Source organism: Pseudomonas syringae, from assembly GCF_002157375.1.
Lineage (GTDB): Bacteria > Pseudomonadota > Gammaproteobacteria > Pseudomonadales > Pseudomonadaceae > Aquipseudomonas > Aquipseudomonas syringae_T.
The window spans coordinates 269,491-292,914 of record NZ_MTSA01000007.1 but is presented as its reverse complement, the minus strand read 5'-3'; the positions used below and the strand labels follow the sequence as shown (position 1 = coordinate 292,914).

General features: G+C 61.2%; 20 protein-coding genes. 15 read left to right on the top strand and 5 right to left on the bottom strand.

Annotated features, from left to right (window positions below):
* Window positions 1–24 precede the first annotated feature (24 nt).
* The 4 genes from BW686_RS11430 to edd all read right to left on the bottom strand — a co-directional run bounded on the left by BW686_RS11430 (window position 25) and on the right by edd (window position 5,067).
* Window positions 25–1,431 carry an ATP-binding protein gene (locus BW686_RS11430; RefSeq protein WP_084916713.1) on the bottom strand — a complete coding sequence of 469 codons (1,407 nt, stop codon included), beginning with the start codon at window positions 1,429–1,431 and terminating at the stop codon, window positions 25–27.
* A gap of 61 nt (window positions 1,432–1,492) precedes the next feature.
* Window positions 1,493–2,230, bottom strand: coding sequence for a response regulator (locus BW686_RS11425; RefSeq protein WP_005891408.1), 738 nt, complete (start codon window positions 2,228–2,230; stop codon window positions 1,493–1,495).
* A gap of 48 nt (window positions 2,231–2,278) precedes the next feature.
* Window positions 2,279–3,244 carry a glucokinase gene (locus BW686_RS11420; protein ID WP_084916710.1) on the bottom strand — a complete coding sequence of 322 codons (966 nt, stop codon included), beginning with the start codon at window positions 3,242–3,244 and terminating at the stop codon, window positions 2,279–2,281.
* Complete coding sequence (gene edd / locus BW686_RS11415) at window positions 3,241–5,067, bottom strand: phosphogluconate dehydratase (protein ID WP_084916707.1); 1,827 nt, start codon at window positions 5,065–5,067, stop codon at window positions 3,241–3,243. The genes BW686_RS11420 and edd overlap by 4 nt, the downstream gene beginning before the upstream one ends.
* A gap of 219 nt (window positions 5,068–5,286) precedes the next feature.
* Between edd and gap the strand changes: the two genes are divergently transcribed.
* From gap to BW686_RS11340, 15 genes are all read left to right on the top strand, one after another.
* Window positions 5,287–6,288, top strand: coding sequence for a type I glyceraldehyde-3-phosphate dehydrogenase (gene gap, locus BW686_RS11410; RefSeq protein WP_054985554.1), 1,002 nt, complete (start codon window positions 5,287–5,289; stop codon window positions 6,286–6,288).
* A gap of 100 nt (window positions 6,289–6,388) precedes the next feature.
* Window positions 6,389–6,907, top strand: a complete 519-nt coding sequence (locus tag BW686_RS11405) for an RNA polymerase sigma factor (protein WP_179149241.1) — start codon at window positions 6,389–6,391, stop codon at window positions 6,905–6,907.
* 117 nt (window positions 6,908–7,024) lie between these two features.
* Window positions 7,025–7,930 (top strand): FecR family protein, encoded by a 906-nt coding sequence (locus BW686_RS11400; RefSeq protein WP_084916701.1) that lies wholly within the window; start codon window positions 7,025–7,027, stop codon window positions 7,928–7,930.
* A gap of 121 nt (window positions 7,931–8,051) precedes the next feature.
* Entirely contained in the window at window positions 8,052–10,628 is a 2,577-nt protein-coding gene (locus BW686_RS11395) for a TonB-dependent receptor (RefSeq protein WP_084916699.1), read from the top strand.
* A gap of 112 nt (window positions 10,629–10,740) precedes the next feature.
* Window positions 10,741–11,355 carry a biliverdin-producing heme oxygenase gene (locus tag BW686_RS11390; protein ID WP_086934809.1) on the top strand — a complete coding sequence of 205 codons (615 nt, stop codon included), beginning with the start codon at window positions 10,741–10,743 and terminating at the stop codon, window positions 11,353–11,355.
* Window positions 11,352–11,810, top strand: coding sequence for a YbaN family protein (locus BW686_RS11385; RefSeq protein ID WP_084916693.1), 459 nt, complete (start codon window positions 11,352–11,354; stop codon window positions 11,808–11,810). The genes BW686_RS11390 and BW686_RS11385 overlap by 4 nt, the downstream gene beginning before the upstream one ends.
* Window positions 11,811–11,901: 91 nt before the next feature.
* Entirely contained in the window at window positions 11,902–12,258 is a 357-nt protein-coding gene (locus BW686_RS11380; RefSeq protein ID WP_084916691.1) for a DUF5064 family protein, read from the top strand.
* 119 nt (window positions 12,259–12,377) lie between these two features.
* Window positions 12,378–13,886 carry a sigma-54-dependent transcriptional regulator gene (locus BW686_RS11375; RefSeq protein WP_084916688.1) on the top strand — a complete coding sequence of 503 codons (1,509 nt, stop codon included), beginning with the start codon at window positions 12,378–12,380 and terminating at the stop codon, window positions 13,884–13,886.
* Between the two features lie 174 nt (window positions 13,887–14,060).
* The gene (locus tag BW686_RS11370) at window positions 14,061–15,776 is read left to right on the top strand and encodes a PAS domain-containing sensor histidine kinase (RefSeq protein WP_084916685.1); all 1,716 of its coding nucleotides are present in this window, start codon (window positions 14,061–14,063) and stop codon (window positions 15,774–15,776) included.
* Window positions 15,776–16,165, top strand: coding sequence for a response regulator (locus BW686_RS11365; protein WP_084916682.1), 390 nt, complete (start codon window positions 15,776–15,778; stop codon window positions 16,163–16,165). Before BW686_RS11370 ends, BW686_RS11365 begins: the two co-directional genes overlap by 1 nt.
* Window positions 16,166–16,174: 9 nt before the next feature.
* Window positions 16,175–18,292: an EAL domain-containing response regulator gene (locus BW686_RS11360; protein ID WP_084916679.1), complete on the top strand. Its 2,118-nt coding sequence runs from the start codon at window positions 16,175–16,177 to the stop codon at window positions 18,290–18,292.
* An 87-nt stretch (window positions 18,293–18,379) separates the two neighbouring features.
* A complete protein-coding gene (locus tag BW686_RS11355; RefSeq protein WP_373271004.1) occupies window positions 18,380–19,129 on the top strand; it encodes an efflux RND transporter periplasmic adaptor subunit in 750 nt (249 codons plus the stop codon).
* The gene (locus BW686_RS11350; RefSeq protein ID WP_084916673.1) at window positions 19,126–20,448 is read left to right on the top strand and encodes an efflux RND transporter periplasmic adaptor subunit; all 1,323 of its coding nucleotides are present in this window, start codon (window positions 19,126–19,128) and stop codon (window positions 20,446–20,448) included. Before BW686_RS11355 ends, BW686_RS11350 begins: the two co-directional genes overlap by 4 nt.
* Entirely contained in the window at window positions 20,448–22,544 is a 2,097-nt protein-coding gene (locus BW686_RS11345) for an HlyD family efflux transporter periplasmic adaptor subunit (protein ID WP_084916671.1), read from the top strand. Before BW686_RS11350 ends, BW686_RS11345 begins: the two co-directional genes overlap by 1 nt.
* A 27-nt stretch (window positions 22,545–22,571) precedes the next feature.
* Window positions 22,572–23,084: a GNAT family N-acetyltransferase gene (locus BW686_RS11340; RefSeq protein ID WP_084916668.1), complete on the top strand. Its 513-nt coding sequence runs from the start codon at window positions 22,572–22,574 to the stop codon at window positions 23,082–23,084.
* On the opposite strand, the gene BW686_RS11335 is transcribed toward BW686_RS11340, so the two are convergent.
* The gene (locus BW686_RS11335; RefSeq protein ID WP_084916666.1) at window positions 23,077–23,388 is read right to left on the bottom strand and encodes a DUF6916 family protein; all 312 of its coding nucleotides are present in this window, start codon (window positions 23,386–23,388) and stop codon (window positions 23,077–23,079) included. The genes BW686_RS11340 and BW686_RS11335 overlap by 8 nt on opposite strands.
* Window positions 23,389–23,424 lie beyond the last annotated feature (36 nt).

Sequence of the window (23,424 nt, the reverse complement as noted above, 5' to 3'; positions counted from 1 at the left end):
GTGAAAAGCCAGCATCCGCATAGCTTATTCCGCACTCCTCGGCAGGTACAACGTCACCCGCAATCCGCCGTCGCGCAGGTTCTGCAGACTGACTTCGCCGCCGTGGCTGTGAGCGATGTTGCGCGCGATGCCCAGCCCCAGGCCGTAGCCCTGCTGCTGACTGCCCGCCAAGCGGAAATGCGGCTCGAACACATGCTCCAGACGCTGCTCAGGCACCCCCGGCCCTTCGTCATCCACGTGCAGGACAAACGCCTGTGCGCTGTCTTCGACCTTCAAATGGGCACGATGCCCGTATTTAAGGGCGTTATCGATCAGGTTACCGATGCAGCGCTTGAGCGCCAGCGGTTTGCCCGGATAAGCCGCCAGCGCCTCACCATGCTGGGTGACACGCCCGTCGCCGTCAGGGCGCAGCCAGGGCTCGACCAGGCATTCAAGCAGCGCATTCAGGTCCACCGGCTCGATGTTCTCGTGGATATCGGTGTCCTTGACGCATTGCAGCGCGCCTTTCACCAGCAACTCCAGCTCATCCAGGTCGCGACTGAATTTGCGCTGCAGCGCCTCGTCCTCCAGCAATTCCACGCGCAGCCGCAGGCGGGTGATCGGCGTGCGCAGGTCATGGGAAATGGCGCTGAACAGTTGGCCCCGCTCGGTCAGGTAGCGGCTGATGCGGGTGCGCATGGCGTTGAATGCCCGGCTGACCTCGACGACTTCACTGCCACCACCCTCGACCACCGGCTCGACATCGGCCCCCAGCGACATGTCTCGCGCCGCGCGCGCGAGGCGCTTGAGCGGCCGGCTCTGCCAATGCACCAGCAACCCGATGAACAACAGCAGAAACGCACTGGTCAGGACGATGAACGACACCTGTTGCAGCGGCAGTTCCTGCTCTTCCAGCGACGTGTAGGGTTCGGGCAGCAGCGAGGCGATATAGAACCACTCTCCCGGCGCCATTTCGATCTGCGTGACCAGCACCGGCGGGTTTACCGGCTCGAGGGTCAGCGCGTAATGCGCCCAGGAACGCGGCAGCTCATCCAGCTTCAGGCCACTGTTGAAAATCCGTAATTCATCGGGCCGGGCAAACCACACGGTAATGTCCGGGCCGCTGCCCAGGCGCTGGCGCAATACGTCGCCCACCACATCCAGCACTGCCTGCTTGCGGGGCGTGGGCTGCATGATCTGCATGTCCAGCGGGTGATCGTTGAGCGAGACCACGAAGCGTGTACCGCCCATGCTGCGCAACTGATCCAGCACCATCGGCCGGTACGCCAGCGGCAGTGAACGAAAGTAACTGACACTGGCGGCCATTGAATACGCCAGGCTGCGCGCGCTGGTGACCAGCCCTTCCATCTGCGTGGCGCGCAACTGCGACAGCCAGATCACGCTGGACAGCGCCTGAGCCATCAGCACCGCCAGCAACGTCAACATCAACATGCGCCCCAGCAGCGAGCGCGGTAGCGGCAGGCCGGGTTTTTTCGGGCTAGCGGCGGTCGGGTTAATAACCGTTACCCGCCTGCGAGTTGACGTTCGCCGCCAGCAGGTAACCACTGCCGCGAATGGTCCGGATCAGGCGCGGCGACTTGCCGGTGTCCCGCAGGCGCTGACGCAGGCGACTGACCGCCATGTCGACGATTCGCTCCAGCGGCATCAGCTCACGCCCTCGCGTGGCGTTGCCGATGGTGTCGCGATCAAGTATCTGTTGGGGGTTGTCGAGAAACAGCTTGAGCAACGCAAAATCGGCGCCGGACAGAATCACTTCTTCGCCGTCGTTGTGAAACAACCGATGGCTGACCATGTCCAGCCGCCACTCATCGAACAGAATCACGTCGCCGCCCGGACGATCCTGGCCGAACTGGGCACGCCTCAAGAGTGCCTTGATACGCGCCTGCAGCTCACGCGGGCTGAAGGGTTTGCCCAGGTAGTCGTCAGCACCCAGCTCCAGACCGATGACACGGTCAGCCTCGTCAGAGCTGGCGGTCAGCATGATGATGGGGACATGCGGTTGGCGTGGATGCTGGCGAACCCATTTGCACAGGCTGAAGCCGTCTTCGTCCGGCAGCATGACGTCAAGGATCAGCAGATCGCTCGAGGCTTCATTGAAGGCGCGGCGAAAATCAGCGCCATCACCCACCGTGCGCACCTGGAAACCGGCACGACTCAGGTAGGTGTCCAGCAACTCGCGAATCTCCTGGTCATCATCCACCAGCAGGATCGATTTACTGACTGAACTCACGTTGAAGCGTCCTTGTGGGCTGTGAATCTTGTTGTTATGAGAGGTGCCTCAGATCTCCGAACCGAAAGCCTGCTGCAAGGCAACGCCTGCGCCCATCAGGCCAGGAAACTCGGCCGTGACCAGCCAGACCGGCAGGCCCTTGAAATAGTCGCTCATCACGCCTTTTTCGGCCATGGCGCGCTTGAAACCGCTGTTGATGAAGAAGTCAGTGAAGCGCGGCACCACACCGCCGACGATGTACACCCCGCCCAGACTGCCCAGCGTCAGGACATTGTTCCCCACTACCCGGCCGAGAAATACGCAGAACTGCTCCAGCACCGCTGCCGCCACCGGATCGCCCGCCAGTGCTGCCGACGTGATCGCCGCAGGCGATTTGAGCACCGGTTCGATGTCGTCCAGCGCGCAACTGACCTGATACAGCAACAGCAACCCGGCGCCGCTCAGCACGACTTCGGCACTGACATGCTCATGTTCAGCCATCAAGCGTGTCCACAGCAGGGCTTCACGGGCGGTGCCGATGGGCAGATCGGCATGCCCGCCCTCGCCCGGCAAGGCCATCCAGCGGCTGCCTTCCAGCTTGATCAACGTGCCGATGCCAAGGCCCGTGCCGGGGCCTACCACCACGCGCGGGCGATCCGCCTTGCCCACGCCGTGGCAGACGGTCAGGTATTCATCGTCCTTGAGCCGGGTCATGCCCAGCGCCATGGCGGTGAAGTCGTTGACCAACAGCAGATGATCGACTTTCAGGTCGGCGCAGAACGTGGTGCGGTTCAACCGCCAATGGCTGTTGGTGAACTCGAAATCGTCGCCGTCGACCGGCCCGGCGACCGCCAGACAGACATGGCCGATATCGCCCCGTTGCAGCTCAAGGTCCTGAAGATAGACCTCGATGGCCTTTTCCGGCCCGGCGTAGTCAATGGTCGGGAACACCCGGACAGAATGCAGCGTGTCGTCTTCCCAAATGGCAAAACGTGCATTGGTACCGCCTATATCACCGACCAGGGCCAACTTCACTTAAGCGTCTCCAGACTAGAGGTAAAGGCGCTGGCGCCTTGCTCTGCGGAGCTGAAGGCCATGCGCATGAATCCAAACAGCTCACGACCGCAGCCGACAGTGTTGTCGATCTGATTGACGGCCGGTTCGCGGGCGGCCAATTCTGACGCGTCGACCAGCACTTGTAACGTGCCTTTTACGCCATCGACGCGGATCACGTCGCCATCGCGCACCAGGGCCAGCGGGCCACCATCAAACGCTTCCGGACAGACATGAATCGCTGCCGGGATCTTGCCCGAAGCGCCCGACATCCGTCCATCAGTCACCAGCGCCACCTTGAACCCGCGATCCTGCAGAACGCCCAGAAACGGGGTCATCTTGTGCAACTCGGGCATGCCGTTGCAGCGCGGCCCCTGAAAACGCATCACGGCGACGAAATCGCATTCCAGCTCACCGGCCTTGAACGCGTCGGCCAGCTCTTTCTGATCCTGAAACACTTTGGCGGGAGCTTCTACGATCTGATGCTCTGGCGCCACCGCGGAGACTTTCATCACACCACGGCCCAGGTTGCCTTCCATGACCCGCAGCCCGCCTTCCGGGGAAAACGGACGGGCCACCGGGCGCAGAATGCTCTCGTCCAGGCTTTCGAGCGGCCCTTCGCGCCAGACCAGCTTGCCGTCTTCCAGAAAAGGCTCCCGGGTATAACGGCTCAGGCCGTAACCGGCCACGGTGTTGACGTTTTCGTGCAGCAGACCGGCTGCGAGCAGCTCGCGGATCAGGAACGACATGCCGCCTGCCGCCTGGAAGTGGTTGATGTCGGCTTTGCCGTTGGGGTAGACGTGGCTGAGGGTCGGCACCACTTCAGACAGATCGGCCATGTCCTGCCAGGTCAGTTGAATACCGGCGGCCTGAGCGATGGCCGGCATGTGCAGCGTGTGGTTGGTCGAACCGCCCGTGGCGTGCAGCGCCACGATCGAATTGACCAGCGAGCGCTCATCTACGATTTCGCCGATCGGCATGAAATCGCCGCTCTGCATGGTCAGGCGTGTCACCTGCCGCGCGGCTTCGGCGGTCAGTGCATCGCGCAACGGCGTATACGGGTTGACGAACGAAGCGCCGGGAAGGTGCAGCCCCATGACTTCCATCAGCAACTGATTGGTGTTGGCCGTGCCGTAGAACGTGCAGGTGCCCGGACCGTGATAGGACTTCATTTCAGAGTCCAGCAGCTCTTCGCGGGTGGCCTTGCCTTCTGCGTAACGCTGCCGCACGTCGGCTTTCTGTTTGTTGGAAATGCCCGAGACCATCGGTCCGCCCGGGACGAAGACCGTCGGCAGATGACCAAAACGCAGGGCGCCCATCATCAGGCCCGGAACGATCTTGTCGCAGATACCCAGCATCAACGCGGCATCGAACATGTTGTGCGACAGCGCCACGGCCGTGGACATGGCGATCACTTCACGGCTGGCGATGGCCAGTTCCATGCCCGGCTCACCCTGGGTCACGCCATCGCACATGGCAGGCACGCCGCCGGCAAACTGGCCGACCGAACCAATGTCACGTAACGCCTGTTTGATTTGTGCAGGAAAGTGTTCGTAAGGCTGATGCGCCGAAAGCATCTCGTTGTAGGACGAGACGATTGCCACGTTGGCGGCGTTCATCAGGCGCAGGTTCTGCTTGTCTTCCGGGCCGCAGGCAGCAACGCCGTGTGCGAAGTTGGCACATTGGAGCTTGCCGCGCATCGGGCCATCGCTCGCTGCGCCGCGAATCAATTGAAGGTAGCGCTGACGGGTATCGCGACTGCGAGCAATGAGCCGCTCGGTTACTTCAAGGACGCGGGGATGCATGTGATGAACTCCAGGCTAACGTCTAAGGTCACCCGTAAAGACGGTTCCAGTTTTCGAGCAGCGATTGTCAGGAAGCAGAACCCTGATCTCGATCAACTGGGAGGGCCTTTCAGGCTTGTAGTTGTAGATAAAACAAAATATTGCCACTAAAAAGGCTTGTTTTCTATTTCTATGAGAATAATCTTGTAATTCCAACAACAAATTCAGAAGGACGGCTGTATGACTCTTCGTATCGCAATCAACGGTTTTGGCCGCATCGGCCGCAACGTCCTACGCGCACTGTATACCCAAGGCTACCGTCAGGACCTGCAAGTCGTCGCCATCAACGATCTGGGCGACAGCGAAATCAACGCGCACCTGCTGCGCTTCGACACCGTACACGGCCCTTTCAGCGGCACGGTCGAGTGCGACAAGGAAAGCCTGACCGTCAATGGTGACCGTATTTCGGTCAGCGCCATTCGCAATCCGGCCGAACTGCCGTGGAAAGCGCAAGACATCGACGTGGTGTTCGAATGCACCGGCCTGTTCACCAGCCGTGACAAGGCCGCTGCGCACCTGACCGCCGGCGCCCGCAAGGTGATTATCTCCGCTCCGGCCAGCGGTGCCGATGCCACCATCGTCTATGGCGTCAACCACGACACACTGCGTCAGTCGCACCAGATCATTTCCAGCGCCTCCTGCACCACCAACTGCCTGGCGCCGGTGGCTCAGGTGTTGCACCGTGAACTGGGTATCGAAAACGGCCTGATGACCACCATTCACGCCTACACCAACGACCAGACCCTGATCGACGTGTATCACAGCGATCCGTACCGTGCCCGCTCGGCCACACAGTCGATGATCCCGAGCAAGACCGGTGCTGCCGAAGCCGTTGGTCTGGTGCTGCCGGAACTGGCGGGCAAACTGACCGGCATGGCCGTGCGCGTCCCGGTGATCAACGTTTCGCTGGTCGACCTGACCGTGACCCTGAAGCGTGAAACCACCGCCGAAGAAGTCAACGCACTGATGAAAGAAGCCAGCCAGCACTCCAAGGTGCTGGGCTACAACACCCTGCCGCTGGTTTCCCATGACTTCAACCACAACCCGCTGTCGTCGATCTTCGACGCCAATCACACCAAAGTGAGCGGCAAGTTGCTCAAAGTACTGTCGTGGTATGACAATGAGTGGGCATTCTCCAACCGCATGCTCGACAACTGCCTGGCGCTGCACAACGCGCAGTAAGCCTCGCCGCCGGCTCGATAAATTCTTACAGATCAACGCTTGACCCGACCAGAAGATGAGAAGCATTATCATTTGCTTGAATCTTCGGTCGGGCTTCTCTGTGCCACAGTCTCGTTTCAACACGGTCTTTTTGACTCAGCGCGCGGTGCTGTTGCGCACCTTGCAACGCATGGTCGGCAGCCACAGTGCCGCCGAAGACCTGCTTCAGGAAACCTGGCTGCGTGTTAGCCGCGCCCTGACCGAACACCCTGTCGATCACCTCGAACCCTTCGTTTTCCAGACCGCGCGCAACCTTGCGCTGGACCATTTGCGTGCGCGGCGCATTCATGGCCGGACCATGATCGAAGACGTCCCGAAAGCCCGGCTGGAAAGCGTCGTTGCGCAACTCGGTGCCCCCGAGGATGCCGCCCACGCCAAGCGCCTTATTGAAAGCCTGAGCGCCAGCCTGGGCACGCTGACCCCGCGCCAGCAGACGATCTTCACCCTCAGCCGCCTCAATGGCTGCAGTTACCTGGAGATTGCCGAGCAACTGCAGGTGTCGGCCAGCACCGTGCAAAAAGAATTGAAACTGATCATGGCGATTTGCGTGGGCGTGATCTCAAGGCTTGACCCGCCCTGAATGCTGCCGCAGGCTCTGGACTCCCATCGATACAATGCCAGGCTTTCGAGGAACACCGTGCCCCTGAGAACAGAACGTCCGCACGCCATTGCGCAAGACGTATTGAGCGATCGCGCGATGGATCAGGCACTCACCTGGCTGATCGAACTGGAAGCGGCAGACGAGGCCGGGCTGGCCCGTTTCGAGGCATGGCTGCACGCCGACCCCGAACATGCGCACGCCTTCGACAAGGCACGCGCGATCTGGCACTCGCAAACCGTTCAACAGACGGCCGAACACACGGTGCCACCGCCAAGGCCTTCGGCGTGGCGGCGTTTGCGTCCGCACTGGAAACCTCTGGCAACCGCCGCCATGCTGATGGTGGGGCTTTTCAGCTTCAGCAATCTGCCCATGCGCATGCAGGCTGACCATTTGACCGTGGTGGGCGAACGCCAACGGCTGGAGCTGGCGGATGGATCGAACGTTCTGCTCAACACCAACTCGGCGTTCTCCAGCAAGGTCAACGGGCAGCAGCGCTCAGCCCGTCTGCTTCAAGGCGAAGCCTTCTTCGACGTCACATCAAAGCCAGGGCTGGCGATGGAAGTCGACGCAGGGCCGGTACGCATGAGCGCCAACAGCACCGCCTTTTCCGTGCGTTATCTGAACGGCGTTGCGCAGGTGCAGGTGCAACGCGGTGCTGTCGATGTGCGCGCAACAAGGGGTGAATCGAGCCTGAGCCTTGCCGCGGGAGACAGTGTTCGCGTCGGCCCTGACGGTTTCGGTCGCCTCGAAAAGCTCGATCCCCTGCGCGACCTGGCCTGGGTGCAAGGCCGACTGATCTTCGAGAACAGCCCGCTGAGTGAGGTACTGGCCGAGGTGCGCCGCTATTACCCCGGCTGGATCATCAACACCAACCCGCAGCTGGGCCGGATGGCCGTGACCGGAAACTACCGCCTGGACAAACCGCTGGACGTGGTGCGCTCACTGGCGCAGATCACCTCGGCCAGCCTGCACGAAATGCCGGCACTGGTGATTCTCAACTGAAGCAGGATTTTTTTACTCGATAGCCGCTGGCCGTTCGTCTAGTTATAGCAGATGCAACTGATTCTCATCTTGAAACAGCTTGTAAACACTATAACGAGCAACACCCCAGGGAGCGCTACCGATGTCATCCACGTTCACGCCTGCCGCCCGACAGCACCGCGCGCGGCTCACGCTTTCGCTGCTGACGGTCGCAGTACTCAGCGCAAGCCTGCAGGCGATACCCGCCAATGCTTCCAGCGATAACACCCGGTCGAGCAGACCCGCTGGCACCTACAGTTTTTCGATCGCTCAGCAGCCACTGGTATCGGCACTCAATGAATTCAGCCGCATCACCGGCTGGCAGGTGGGCCTGTCCGCAGAGCTGGCGCAGAACGTGACCTCTCCGGGTACACGCGGCAACCTGAGTGCAGCACAAGCACTGGATGACATGCTGGCCGGCAGCGCACTGAGCTATCGCCATCTGGGCAACAACACTGTCGTGCTGGAAAAACGCTCGACGGGTGTCATGGCCCTCGATCAGATCACCGTCAGCGCGACCCGTCAGGCTCAAAACGTGACGACCGTGCCCAGCACCGTCAGCGTGCATTCCCGTGAAGAAATGGACCGCGGCACCGTCAACACCCTTCGAGACCTCGTGCGCCATGAGCCGGGCGTATCCGTGGGCGGTGCAGGCCAGCGCGCCGGCACCACCGGGTACAACATTCGCGGCATAGACGGCAACCGGATCATGACCCAGGTCGACGGCGTGGAAGTACCCGACAGCTTCTTCACCGGCCCTTACGCGCAAACCCACCGCAATTATGTCGATCCCGAGATCGTCAAGCGCGTCGAAATCCTCCGCGGCCCTGCATCAGCGCTTTACGGCAGCAGCGCCATCGGCGGCGTGGTCAGTTACTACACGCTGGACCCGGACGACATCATCAAGCCCGGCAAGGACGTCGGCGCGCGCCTGAAAACCGGCTACAGCTCGGCGGATGAAAGCTGGCTGAACTCGGCCACCGTCGCCGGGCGCCAGGGCGAATTCGACGGCCTGCTGCACCTGAGCCAGCGCAAAGGTCACGAAACCGACGCCTACGGTGAAGCAGGCGGCACAGGCCTGAGCCGTACCCAAGCCAACCCTGAAGACGCGCGCAGCACCAACGTACTGGCCAAACTGGGCTGGAACTACGTGGATGGCTCGCGCCTCGCCCTGGCCTACGAGAAGTACAGGGACGACCGGGATTCCAACCTGAAAAGCGCGGTGGGCGGGCCGTTCGCCAATGGCCGCGGCCTGGGCATGTATCAGTCGCGCACAGGCAACGACACCATCACCCGCGAGCGTTTCGGTATCGAAAACACGCTCAGCCTCGACAGCCTGCTGGCGGATAACCTCAAATGGAGCCTGAATTACCAGACAGCCAAGACCGACCAGAGCACCGACGAACGCTATTTCCCATTCTCCCGCGATGTGTATCGCCAACGCGAAACGGTGTATCAGGAAAAACAGTGGGTCTTCGATGCCCAGCTGGACAAAACGTTTTCCGTCGCCAGCACTGACCATGTGCTGACCTACGGCACCACCCTCAAACAACAGAAAGTGACCGGGCTGCGCAGCGGCAGCGGGACCTGCGCGAGGGTGTTCGGCTCCTGTCGCGCAACGGGCGCAAACAGCCCGGATGACCGACTGGCCGCCACCAGCGATTTCCCTGATCCGACCATCAACAGTTATGCGTTGTTCGCGCAGGACCAGATCAGCTGGAACGACTGGACCTTCCTGCCCGGCGTGCGTTACGACCATACCCGGCTCGATCCGGAGTTCACCCCGGCCTTTCTCAACTCGGTCAACCTGACAGACCCGGCCCAGGCCAATGATGAAGCGCGAACCTGGCATCGTCTTTCGCCCAAGTTAGGCGTGACCTACGCCCTGAGCGACCATTACACCGCGTACGGCCAGTACGCCGAAGGCTTCCGCACACCGTCGGCCAAGGCGCTTTATGGACGCTTCGAGAACCCGGCGGCCGGCTACGTGGTCGAGCCCAACCCGGACTTGAAACCGGAAACCAGCAAAAGTCACGAGGCCGGCCTGCGCGGCCGTTTCGAATCCGGTTCGTTCGATGTCGCGGTGTTCTACAACCAATACCGCGACTTCATCAACGAAGACGCGATCACCCCGGGTTATAACGAACTCACCTTCCAGTCGAACAACATCAAGCACGCCACCTTGAAAGGCGCAGAACTCAAGGGGCGTCTGAATCTCGACACGCTGGGCGCACCGAACGGGCTGTACAGCCAGGCATCCGTTGCCTATGTGCATGGGCGCAATGACGACACGGGTGCGCCGATCAACAGCGTCAACCCGCTGACCGCTGTCATCGGCCTCGGGTATGACCAGCGGGATTACGGCGGCCTGCTGAGCTGGACGCTGGTCAAACGCAAGAACCGGGTGGACGACAGCGACTTTCACACACCGGACGGCACCTCCAGCCAGTTCAAGACGCCGGGCTTCGGCGTCCTGGATCTGACCGCTTTCTACAACGTCAGCGACGACCTGACTGTCAATGCCGGCCTCTACAACCTCACCGACAAAAAATACTGGCGCTGGGACGATGTGCGCGGTTACGACGGCGTGGGTGAAGCCGGTGTGACCGCACCTGCCAACCTTGATCGCCTGACGCAGCCGGGGCGCAACTTCAGCGTCAATGTGGTGTGGGACATCTGACCCCGAGCGTGCTGAAAGCCCGCCGTCAAACCTCGATGGCAGGCTTTCTCTACGCGTTCAGGTCCGACTGTTCATCTATTCAACAAGCCTCTTTTCAGCAAGGAAGACTTCGATGCCCCTCGATCAGAACCGCCCGACACTGCGTTCGCAACGCCTCAGTCGTATCACCCATGCACCGCATGAAGAGCTGGACAAGGTGGTCAAGGCCCAGGCGCCGTTTGCCACACTGACCCGTTACGCACGCTTTGTGGTCGCTCAATACCTGTTCCAGAGCGAACTGCAAAGCCTGTACAACACCCCCGCGCTCCAGGCGATCATCAAAGACCTGCCCGCACGTTGCCGGGCAGTACACGCCAAGGCAGACCTCGCCGATTTGAACGTCGACATTCCGCTGCCGGTGGCGGGCGCAGTCCAGCCCTTGTCCGACGCCGAAGCCCTCGGCTGGCTGTTCGTCTCGGAGGGTTCCAAGCTGGGCGCGGCGTTCCTGATCAAACGCGCCGAAGCGCTGAACCTGAGCGACAGCTTCGGTGCCAGACACCTGGGCGAACCGGAAGGTGGCCGGGCCGCCGGCTGGAAGACGTTTATCAGGACGCTGGACGACCTGCCGCTGAACGCCGCGCAGGAAGCGCAGCTTGATCAGGGTGCCATCGCTGCATTCGAGCGTTTCAACGTGCTGCTGCAGCACGCGTATGCCGATGCAGCGGTCGAGGACGTGGCGCAGGCATGAAAAAGCGCCCGGTGCTGTTAAGCTGGCCGGGCTTTCTGAACCTGCCTGTAGAGACCATGACGTACAAACCACCTGGCTCAAGACTTTCACGCCTTTTATACGGCATCCTCGCCTATACCGCGCTGGGCATAGGCATCGTTGCGATCTTCGTGCCTGGCCTGCCGACCACTGAGTTCATTCTGCTGGCGGCCTGGGCAGCGACGCGCAGTTCGCCGCGACTGAATGCCTGGCTGGAAAACCATCGGGTGTTCGGGCCAATCCTGTACAACTGGCGCAATGGCCGACTGGTCGCCCGCAAGGCCAAGATCAGCGCCACCATCAGCATGCTGGTGTGTGCGGTGGTGATGCTCAGCCTGATCGGTCATGCGTGGTGGCTGTACCTGGCCCTGACCGGGATGGCACTGGGTAATCTGTGGATATGGTCAAGGCCGGAACCACCCAAAGCGGGGCGCTGATCGTGCCGTGGACGCACCGCGCATCGGGCTGAACTGCGCAGAGGCGAGCAGTGTCTGACTGAACACACTCATCACTTGATGGAATACCTTCATGTACGAGCCAGGCCATCTACACCTCATTCATGTGGCGCTGCAACCCGCGGAAGTCAGCTATGACCTCCACCTGCGTTATGAAGTCAGCGAAGACCCGAAGGAAGGCACCTGCATGAGTTTCACCTTGCAGGGAGAGGTCAATGGCACGTCTTTCGAAGAACAATTCCAGCTGACCCGTGACAAGGCGTTCGACTTCGCCCACGACGCCAGCCGCATCGCCATGAAGCACGGTCTGCCCAACTCGTCGTCACTGCCTATCGCCCAGCACAAGGACTACGACCGGATGTTCGCCGACATTCGCGACAAGCTGAACGTCAAGTCAGGCGATCCGGTGAAGCCCGAGCACCTGGAATAGTTTTTTCTCGTACCCACGCGAGTGGGTACGAGCGCCAGTTGTATTCACCACCGGATTTCACCAAACCCGCACCACAAGGCATACTTGCCGCCTTCTCCGCCGCGAATCGTTAACGTCCCATGCGTATCCACGTCAGCTTCATCGACCGCGTTGGTATCACCCAGGAAGTGCTGGCCATTCTGGGTGGACGCAATCTGAATCTGGATGCAGTGGAAATGGTCCCGCCTAACGTCTACATCGACGCGCCGACCCTCAGCCATCAGGTGCTCGAAGAGCTCAAGGACGCGCTGTTTCGGGTGCGGGGTGTGGAGGCGATCACGGTGGTGGACATCCTCCCCGGTCAGCGTCGCCATTTGCAACTGGACGCCCTGCTCGCGGCAATGACCGACCCGGTGCTGGCTCTCGACAGCGCAGGGCATGTGCTGCTGGCCAATCCCGCGTTGATTGCCCTGATAGGCCGCGAACCTGCGGGAGAGCCCATCGCTGAACTGTTTGCCGACCCCGGCCTGCAAACGGCGTTGCTGGAAAACGGGTTTCGTCTGCCGTTGCGCGAAATCACGCTCAACGGCGAGGCTCTGCTGCTGGATGCCACCCCGATTACTGAAGCAGGCGCGCTGATTACCCTGTACCTGCCCAGCCGCATCGGCGAACGCCTGTCGGCCTTGCACCACGATCATGCCGAAGGTTTCGATGCGCTGCTGGGAGACTCCGCAGCCATTCGTACCCTTAAAGCGAGGGCGCAACGCGTGGCAGCGCTGGACGCGCCGTTGCTGATTCAGGGTGAGACCGGCACGGGCAAAGAACTGGTCGCCCGCGCCTGCCACGCCAGCAGTACACGCCACGGCGAACCGTTTCTGGCGCTGAACTGCGCGGCGCTGCCGGAAAACCTCGCTGAAAGTGAATTGTTCGGCTATGCCCCCGGCGCCTTCACCGGTGCCCAGCGTGGCGGCAAACCGGGCCTGATGGAGCTGGCCAACCAAGGCACGGTGTTTCTCGATGAAATCGGCGAAATGTCACCTTATCTGCAGGCCAAACTGCTGCGCTTCCTCAACGATGGCAGCTTCCGGCGCGTCGGCGGGGATCGGGAAGTGCGGGTCAATGTGCGCATTCTCAGCGCCACCCACCGCGATCTGGAAAAAATGGTCAGCGAAGGCACCTTTCGCGAAGACCTGTTCTACCGTCTCAATGTTCTCAACCTGGAGGTTCCGCCGCTACGCGAGCGCGGCCAGGACATCCTGTTGCTGGCCCGCTATTTCATGGAACAGGCCTGCGCCCAGATTCAGCGACCCGTCTGCAGGCTGGCGCACAGCACCTACCCTGCCCTGTTGGGCAACCGCTGGCCGGGCAATGTGCGTCAGTTGCAGAACGTTATTTTTCGCGCTGCCGCGATTTGTGAAAGCACTCAAGTGGATATAGGCGATCTGGACATCGCAGGCACCGCCGTGGCACGCCAGAACGACGCCCCCATCGACAGCCTCGAAAACGCCGTCGAGGCGTTTGAAAAGGACCTGCTGGCAAAGCTCTATGCCGATTACCCCTCGACCCGCCAACTGGCCGCTCGCCTGCACACCTCGCACACGGCTATCGCACATCGGCTTCGAAAATACGGAATATCCGGCAAGTCGTAGCCGATTTGCACGCTAAGCGGAAAAATATTCCAGACAGATTCATTTAATTATCAAATCTGCCGATAACCTTCTGGTATGGTCCATAAACCTCCTATCATCCATTCGAATGGATGTCCGTAGATATGCTTTACGGCCGTTTTGGCAGACAGGGTCACGTAGTTACGGGAAAGAATCATGGAGAACCCGCCGGTCGACTACTTACCCGCCGAACCTCAGTCTCGCGCCGAAAAAATCGTGGAGTCGCGTCGGCAGAAAACACTGATCAAGACGAGTGCGCTTCAGGACGCCATTTTCAACAGTGCCTATTTTTCCAGCATCGCGACCGATGAACACGGGGTCATCCAGATCTTCAATGTCGGGGCCGAGCGCATGCTTGGCTATCACTCGGAAGACGTGGTCGACAAGATCACGCCCGCCGACATCTCCGACCCGGCCGAACTGATCATCCGCGCCGCAGCCCTCAGCCACGAACTGAACACCCCCATCACACCCGGCTTTGAGGCGCTGGTGTTCAAAGCCTCGCGCGGCATCGAAGACATTTATGAGCTGACCTACATCCGCAAGGACGGCAGCCGCCTGTCCGCTATGGTGTCGGTGACGTCGTTGCGTGACAGTGCCGAAACCATCATCGGCTACCTGCTGATCGGCACTGACAACACTGCGCGCAAGCAGGAAGAAGAAACCCAGGCCTTGCTGGATCAGCGCCTGCGCGACCAGCAGTTCTACACCCGTTCGCTGATCGAATCGAACATCGATGCGCTGATGATGACCGACCCGCAAGGCATCATTTCCGACGTCAACAAGCAGATGATGGCGCTGACCGGGCGCACCCGCGATGAACTGATCGGCGCGCCCTGCAAGAATTTTTTCACTGATCCGGCGAGTGCCGACGCTGCCATCAAGCGCGTGCTCAGTGAACACAAAGTCAGCGACTACGAACTCACGGTGCGCGCCTACGACGGCACCGAAACTGTCGTGTCTTATAACGCGGCGACCTTTCATGACCGCGACCGCAAGCTCAAGGGCGTGTTCGCCGCTGCCAGGGACGTGACCGAGCGCAAGCGTTTCGAGCGCACGCTGGAAGAGAAGAACATCGAGCTGGAACACGCCAGCCACATGAAGTCCGAGTTCCTGGCCACCATGTCCCACGAACTGCGTACGCCTCTCAACGCCGTCATCGGTTTTTCGGAGGCGCTGCGCGACGGCATGGTCGGTGATATGACCGATGACCAGCGGCGATACATCGGCGACATCTTCAACAGTGGCCAGCACTTGCTGTCACTGATCAATGACATTCTCGACCTGTCCAAGGTCGAAGCCGGCATGATGACGCTGGAGCTGGAGCCCGTCGATCTGGACGAACTGTTGAGCAACAGCTTGCTGATCGTTCGGGAGCAGGCCGCGCTGCAACGCATTCAGTTGAAGCTGGAGACCGAGTCCGACTTCGGGCTGCTTGAACTGGACCGGCGCAAGACCAAGCAGATCGTCTACAACCTGCTGGCCAACGCGGTGAAATTCAGCCAGCCCGGCGGCTGGGTGGTCCTCGCGGTGCGCCAAGTGCCTCGCGCACAGGCCGGCGTCCTGGAGGGGGACTGGCCAACCCACGGTTTCCCGCTCCCGCCCGGCGACGCCAGCCAGTTTCTGGAACTGAGCGTCAGCGACACCGGAATCGGCATCGCCCAGAGCGACATGAACAAGCTGTTCAAGGCCTTCAGCCAGATCGACAGCGGTCTGGCGCGCAAATTCGAAGGCACCGGGCTGGGGCTGGCGATGGTCAAACAACTGACCGAACTGCACGGCGGCTGCGTGGCGGTTGCCAGCGTCAAGGACCTGGGCACGCGCTTCGTGGCCTGGTTGCCGATTCGTCCTCCTGCACCCGAGGAGGCGTAATGGCCCAAATCCTGATCATCGAAGACAACGCCGCCAACATGCGTCTGGCCGAATTGCTGCTCAACAGCGCCGGTCATGACGTGCTCTGTGCGACCGACGCGGAAACGGGTCTCAAGCTGGCCCGCGAGCGTCAACCCGACCTGATTCTGATGGACATCCAGTTGCCTGAAATGGATGGCCTGAGCGCGACGTCGCTGCTCAAGAAAGAGGTGGCTACTGCGGCAATCCCGGTCATTGCCCTGACCGCGATGGCCATGAAAGAAGACGAAGAAAAAATCCGGCTGGCAGGCTGTAACGCCTACATCATCAAGCCCCTGCGCTATCAGGAGCTGTACCGGGTCATCGACGCCTTGCTTGAAAAAAATCCGCCTTTAAGGCCAATCATCTGAGCATTCGTCATGACCCAACCCGCCGCAACCATCCTGATTGTCGATGATGACGTCCATGTCCGGGACCTGCTTGAGGTGCTGCTGCGCAACCAGGGTTACGAGACGCTGACGGCAGAGTCGGGTGAACACGCGCTGGCCATAATCGATAAGCGCGCGCCCGATCTGATCCTGCTCGATATCATGATGCCGGGCATGGATGGCTACGAGGTCGCCAGCCAGCTCAAGGCCCGGAAAGGGACCGCCAATATCCCGATCATCATGCTCTCGGCACTCGATGAGCACAGTGCGCGCCTGTCAGGGCTGGAAGCCGGTGCCGAGGAATACCTGAACAAACCCGTGGACAGCGCCGAACTCTGGCTGCGCGTGCGCAATCTGTTGCGTCTCAAGGCCTTTGGCGACTACCTGAAAAGCCACAGCCTGATACTCGAAGACCAATTACAGCAGCGGACCATCGACCTGGAGCGCTTTCGCACGGTCATGGACGCGTCTGAAGACGCTATTTTCCTGATCAACCGCAACACCATGAGCCTTATCGAGTTCAACCGCAGGGCGTGCCAGTTACTGGGTTACACCGCCGAGGAACTCTCGCATAAGACACCCGCCGAGCTGGGCGAGACGTCGATGGAAAACCTTGAGCGGGTGTACGACCAGATCATCGCCGGCAAAGGCCCCAGCGAACCGCTGGAAACCCAGATCCGTGACAAAAGCGGACGGGATGTCGAGGTGGAGATCCATCGCCAGGCGTATCGCACTGGCGAAGACTGGGTCATCGTCGGCATCGTGCGTGACATCACCCGGCGCAAGGAAAGCGATCAACGCCTGCTGACGATGGCCCATTACGACACCCTGACCGGTCTGCCGAACCGGGATCTGTTTTTCACCAGCTTGCAGATGGGCCTCACTCAGGCCGCCATCAGTCGCTGGAAGCTCGCCGCCCTGACGGTCAACCTGGACGGGTTCAAAAATATCAACGAAACCTGGGGCCACGTTCTGGGTGATCAGGTGTTGCTGGAGGTCAGCCATCGCTTGTCGGACTGCCTGAACGCCAGCGACACCCTCGGGCGCGTGGACGGTGACGAGTTTGCCCTGATTCTGATGATCCGTGACGGTCAGGCCGATACCCGACAAACCCTTGAGCGCATTCGCAAGGCCTTGCGGGTGCCTTTCCAGGTCGAAGGCCAGAACATTGTCATGACCGCGAGCATCGGTATCGCTCTCTATCCGGAGGACGGCGAAGACGCACGCGAACTGATCAGACACGCCTACACCGCCATGAACAACGCGAAGAAGTTCGGCGTCGACAGTTACAGGTTCTACACCGCACAGATGAACGCCGAAGTGTCGGCACGTCTCGACCTTGAAGCCGCGTTGCGTGAAGCCGTGGAAAAGGAGGCGTTCGAAATTGTCTATCAGCCCAAGCTCAACCTGGCCGATGACCGGGTATGCGGGCTGGAAGCCCTGTTGCGCTGGCCACGCCCGGGGCTGCCCGGCGTATCACCTGCGGTGTTCATTCCGGTGCTGGAGAACCTGGGCCTGATCGGCGAAGTCGGCAACTGGGTGCTTGACCGTGTCTGCGCACAAATTGCCGACTGGGAACGCACGGGGCTGGGCCTGTTTCAAGTGGCCGTCAACGTCTCTGGCCAGCAGATATCCAACAGCAGCCTGGTCGCCGACATCCGTCAGGCACTGACAAAGCATCGGGTCAAACCGCAGTGGCTGGAGGTCGAGCTGACGGAAAGTTCGCTGATGGAAAACACGTCGCACACCATCGCTACTCTGGAAACGCTCAAGGCCAACGGCGTGAGTATTTCCATCGACGACTTCGGCACCGGCTATTCAAGTCTCGCGTACCTGCGCCGATTCCCTATTCACAAGCTTAAAATCGATATCGCCTTCATTCGTGAAGTGACCAGCAACCCGCAGGACGCTGCCATCGCCAGAGCGATCATCGAACTGGCTCACAGCCTCGGTCTGAAAGTCATTGCCGAGGGTGTCGAAACACCGGAGCAACTGGCGTTTCTGCGTAAAAACAATTGCGATCAGATTCAAGGTTATCTGATCAGCAAGCCGCTGCCGCTTGCAGAGCTCGAAACGTTTTTAAGCACGCCGGAAAAACAGTTCGGATAACACGGCACGATCGGCACAGGCTGTGCCGAGTACACCATTTTTTAAGGAGTTCGCTGGATGCGGTGTTCGCAAGCTGTACTTTTAGGGATGTTAAGTGTGGCAAGCCTGGCCCAGGCGCAGACGTCAACCGATAGCGCGCTGCTTGAAGACACCGCACCTGCCAGCCATTCCGTACCCGCCAGCGAAGCGCGAGGCGTGCTGCGCGCGACCAATCAGGCCGTGCTTGCCAGCGAGCTGTCGGGCCGTATCGTTGATCTGCCTTTCCAGGAAGGCGAGTCGTTCAACAAGGGCGATACCCTCGCCCGCTTCGATTGCTCCGCCTATCAGGCTCAGCTCAATGCCGCGCAGGCAGCCAGCCGTGGCGCCAGTGAAGAACTGGCACACAATCGGCAACTGGCCTCCCTCAACTCGGTGGGCCGCTTTGAAGTGGCGCGCGCCGAGGCCAGGCTTTCCGAAACACAGGCGCAGTCTGGCGTCTATCAGGTACAGATCAAGCGTTGCAGCGTGATTGCGCCCTATGACGGGCAAGTGGTCGAGCGCAAGGTCAAGCGTTACGAGAGCGTCGCAGCAGGCACGCCGATGCTTGAAATCGTCGACAACCGAACACTCGAACTCCACCTGTTGGTGCCTTCGCGCTGGATGAGCAAACTCAAGCCGGGGCAAACGTTCAGTTTCGTCCCGGACGAGACCGGCCAGCCCCTGACCGCGACCGTCAAGCGTCTCGGTGCGCGCATCGATGAAGGCAGCCAGACGTTGCTGCTGATCGCCAGCCTGCCCAAGGCTGAGGGTCTGCTCGGAGGCATGAGCGGTACGGCACATTTCGCGGAGCTTAAGTGAACGCCCCCGTATCCGGCGCGGTAGAACGGGTATTCGCGCAATTTCTGGACCTTGAACGGCTGACCCGCGCCGCGCCCACGACAGAGCAACTGGCTTACAGCCTGGTCAACGACAGCCAGGGGTTGTTCGGTTACCGCCATGCGGCGCTGGTGATCGCCGGCAAAGTGCGCTCGGTGACCGGGGTCAGCGTTATCGAACCCCATGCGCCGTTCGTGGCGTTTGTCGAGCACGCCGTCGGCCAGTTGCTCAAGCTGGACCTGGTCAAGCCGGCCCGCGTCGTTCGCATGGAGTCACTCAGTGCATCGGTGCGCGAGGACTGGAACAGCCTGTCGGCCCCCCATGTTTTCTGGCTGCCGCTGCAAGACCGCAAAGGCGAGGTGTTTGGCGGCCTGTGGCTGGCCCGTGACACGCCGTGGACGCCCGCCGAGCAAGTCCTGCTCGCGCAATTGGGCGATACCTGTAGCCATGCCTGGCTGGCCTTGCAACCCGGAAAACCCTGGCGCTTGCGTTTCAACCGCAAACGCCAGGCCTTGCTGGTGATGTTGGCGCTGCTGTGCCTGCTGATCCCGGTGCGTCAATCGGTGCTGGCACCGGCCGAGGTCGTCCCGCTGGGCGGTCGGGTGGTGGCTGCGCCTCTGGACGGCGTGGTGGCCGAATTTCTGGTCAAACCCAATCAGCCCGTCAAGACCGGCGACCTGCTGCTGCGCTTCGAGAACACCACCCTCAAGGCCCAGGCCGATGTGGCCGAACGGGCGCTGGGCGTGGCAGAAGCAGAACTGAAAGCCAATTCGCAGCGGTCGTTCGCCGACGCAGAATCAAACTCGAGAATCGACCTGCTGGCGGCCCGCGTCGAGCAGAAACGTGCTGAGCGCGACTATGCTCGCGAGTTGCTGAAACGCAGTGAAGTGCGTGCCGAGCGTGACGGCATTGCCGTGTTTGCCGATGCCCAGCGCTGGCTCGGCAAGCCGGTGCAGACCGGCGAGCGTCTGCTGGAAATTGCCGATCCGACTCAGGCCGAGCTGCGTATCGAACTGGCGGTCGGCGACGCGATTGCGCTGCAACCGGACGCTGAAATAGCGCTGTTTCTGGACAGCGACCCGCTGCAACGTCACGCGGCCCGCCTTGAACGGGCCGCCTATGAAGCGCAGCCCACCCCCGGCGGGCAGCTGGCTTATCGCCTGGATGCCAGTTTTCTCGAGTCGCCACCCCCACGGATCGGTCTGCGCGGCACCGCGAAGGTGTTCGGCGACCGGGCGCCGTTGGCGCTGTACCTGCTGCGTCGCCCTCTTGCCGGTCTGCGTCAAAGTGTAGGCCTGTAATGAACCTGCCCACTCTGCGTGCAGACCTGCAACTGACACCCGCCGCCCCGGCCCTCGACGGCTCGCCGCGCTGGACCCTGGCCGACCCGCTGCGCGGTCGCTATTTCAAGCTGGGTACTCAGGCCATGCGTCTGCTGCGTCATTGGGCACTGGGCGACGCTTCACGGGTGCTGCAAGCGGCCAATCGCGAACCGGGCCTGCCGCTGGGCAGTGCTGAAGTAGAAGAACTGCTGCGCTTTTTGCGCGGTCATGACCTGATCGCCGCACAGGACCCGGAGCAGCGCGCCAGCTACGCCCACAAAGCTGCGGCCTCACGTCACGGGCTGTGGCAGATGCTTCTGCATCAATATCTGTTCTTCCGCATTCCGCTCTGGCGTCCGGATGCATTTCTCGACCAGGTCTGGCCGTGGCTGGCGCGCTACGGTGCAAGGCTGCTGCGTTACGGGTTGCCGCTCACGCTGGCGCTGGGGGTTTTTCTGGTCGCCCGGGACTGGCAGCGTTTCATCGGCACCTTCCCGCACCTGTTCAGCCTCGGCGGTGCTCTGGCATTTGGCGTGGCCCTGTTTTTTGCCAAGCTTTGTCATGAGTTCGGCCATGCGTTCATGGCCAAGCGCGCCGGCTGTCGGGTGCAAAGCATGGGCGTGGCGTTCATGGTGCTGTTGCCCCTGTTCTACACCGATGTCAGCGACGCCTGGCGGGTCAATGACAGACGCGCCCGCCTGCTGATCGGCGCAGGCGGCGTGCTGGCGGAAATGCTGTTAGCGTGCATCGCCCTGCTGGCCTGGTCGCTGTTGCCCGACGGGCCGGCGCGCACCGCCGCCTTCATGCTCGCCAGCGCAACGTGGCTAACCACTGTGGTGGTCAATCTCAATCCGTTCATGCGCTTCGACGGCTACTTTCTGATCAGCGACTTATGGGGAGTCGACAACCTTCAGGGCCGGGCTTTCGCCCTCTGCCGCTGGCGGCTGCGCGAGGCCTTGTTCGGTTACGGCCTGCCTGCGCCAGAGCCGTGGTCACCGGTCATGCAGCGTCGGTTGCTGTGGTGGGGCTATCTTTCATGGCTGTGGCGTGCAGCGTTGTTTTTCGGTATCGCGCTGGCGGTCTACCACCTGTTTTTCAAATTGCTTGGGATTTTCCTGATGCTGGTGGAACTGGGCTGGTTCATTTTTCTGCCGATTTTCAAGGAATGTCGTCACTGGTGGTCGCACCGCGAACAAGCGTATGCACCCCGTGTGCTGCTCAGTGCGACAGGCTTGCTGGCGCTCGTCTTGCTGCTGATCGTGCCGTGGCACAGCAGTGTCGAGTTGCCGGTGATGCTGGAAGCCGAAAGCGTGACCGCCATTCACGCTCCGGCAGCGGCCAGGGTCAGGCAAGTCAACGTGCGGGACGGCCAGAAGGTCGAACAAGGTGCCGTGCTGATGGAGCTGGAATCCCCTGACATCGACTCCCGGCAAAGCATCGTGCGCCGTGAAATCAACATGCTCCAGTTGCAGATGCGTCGCCAGGCCGGGCGCAGCGAGACCGCTGCCGATGCCGGCATCCTGGAACAGCGCCTGGCCGAAGCCGTCGCCGAGTACAGAGGCCTGGCGGCACGGCGCGAGCGCCTGTTGTTGCGCGCGCCCAAGGCCGGGCAGGTGCGCGATCTGCTGCCGCAGTTGAGCGTCGGGCGCTGGGTTTCAACCAGGGATCCGCTGCTTCGGGTGGTCGAGGCAGGCACCCGGATTCGCGGGTACGTGGCCGAGAATGCGTTATGGCGCATAGCCCCCGGAGATCGGGGACGCTTCATTGCTGACGACCCGATGCGTGAGTCGCTGGCCGTGGAGCTTCAGGAAGTCGACGCCAACGGCGTGGCCTGGCTGGATCAAGAGGCGTTGAGTTCCGATCATCACGGCCCTATTGCCGTACGTCGAGACGAAAATCAGCGCGCCGAACCGGTACAAGGCCAGTACGGCGTACGCCTGAAACTGGTGGACAATACCGCCGCACCGTCCCAGCCATTGCGCGGCGTTGCCGTGCTGGACGGTCGCAGCGAATCCCTGCTGGGCGCGACCTGGCGCCGGCTTGCCGCACTGGGCGTGCGTGAAAGCGGGTTTTGAAGCTGACACATGGACAGAGGACAGCACATGACAAAAAAACCTTTCGCCAATATCGATGGACTGGTCGTGCGGCCATCGAGAGAGACCGACAGTGCCTTTCTACAGGTGCTCTATCACTCGGCGCGGCCCGATCTGCAACTGATCGACGGAGAACGCGATCAGGTTGAGGACGTTGTCGCCCAGCAGTTTCGCGTACAGGATCTGGGGCTGGGGGAGCACTTTCCGAACGCCATGCACTACGTGGTTGAAAAGCTCGGCACGCCCATTGGCGCGCTGGTCACCGACTTCGGCCACAACGAGATTCGCGTGCTGTACCTGGCGTTCATTCCGGCTGCACGTGGCAAGGGTTATGGTCGTAACGTCGTGCAAGGCGTGCAGCAGGCGGCCGAACAGATACGCTGTCCGGTCGCAACGGTGGTCTGGGCCAACAACCCCCATGCGCGCCAGCATTATCTGGCGCTGGGGTTTGAGGTTCAGGAACGGGACGTGGCGGCCGAGCGGCTGATCTGGTATCCAGGCCAGGCCGCTGCCGTCAATTGAAGCTGATGCAAAAGTAGGCTAACCGGCTGTCACGCCCCATGGCAGGTACGCGAGACACGAAAACATCCTGCAGTACGCCGGTGTCCGGTAGCTCGATGGCGCATGGGCCGTCGATAAAGGCGCTGGGCTCCAAAGAGTCCAGAGACACGTTGAACGGCAGGCGTTGATCTTGAGAGGCGCGCGCCTGCGGCCGTTCGGCGACCGATGAAACCTGGACCGGCAACTGACTGCCATCGCCCAATTGCAGTAAGCAGGTAGTACCGACCACCGCTCGAAAGTGTTCGACAGTAATGTCTTGCAGCATTAAGCATCTCCAGCGCGAAATACAGGAAAAGCCCGT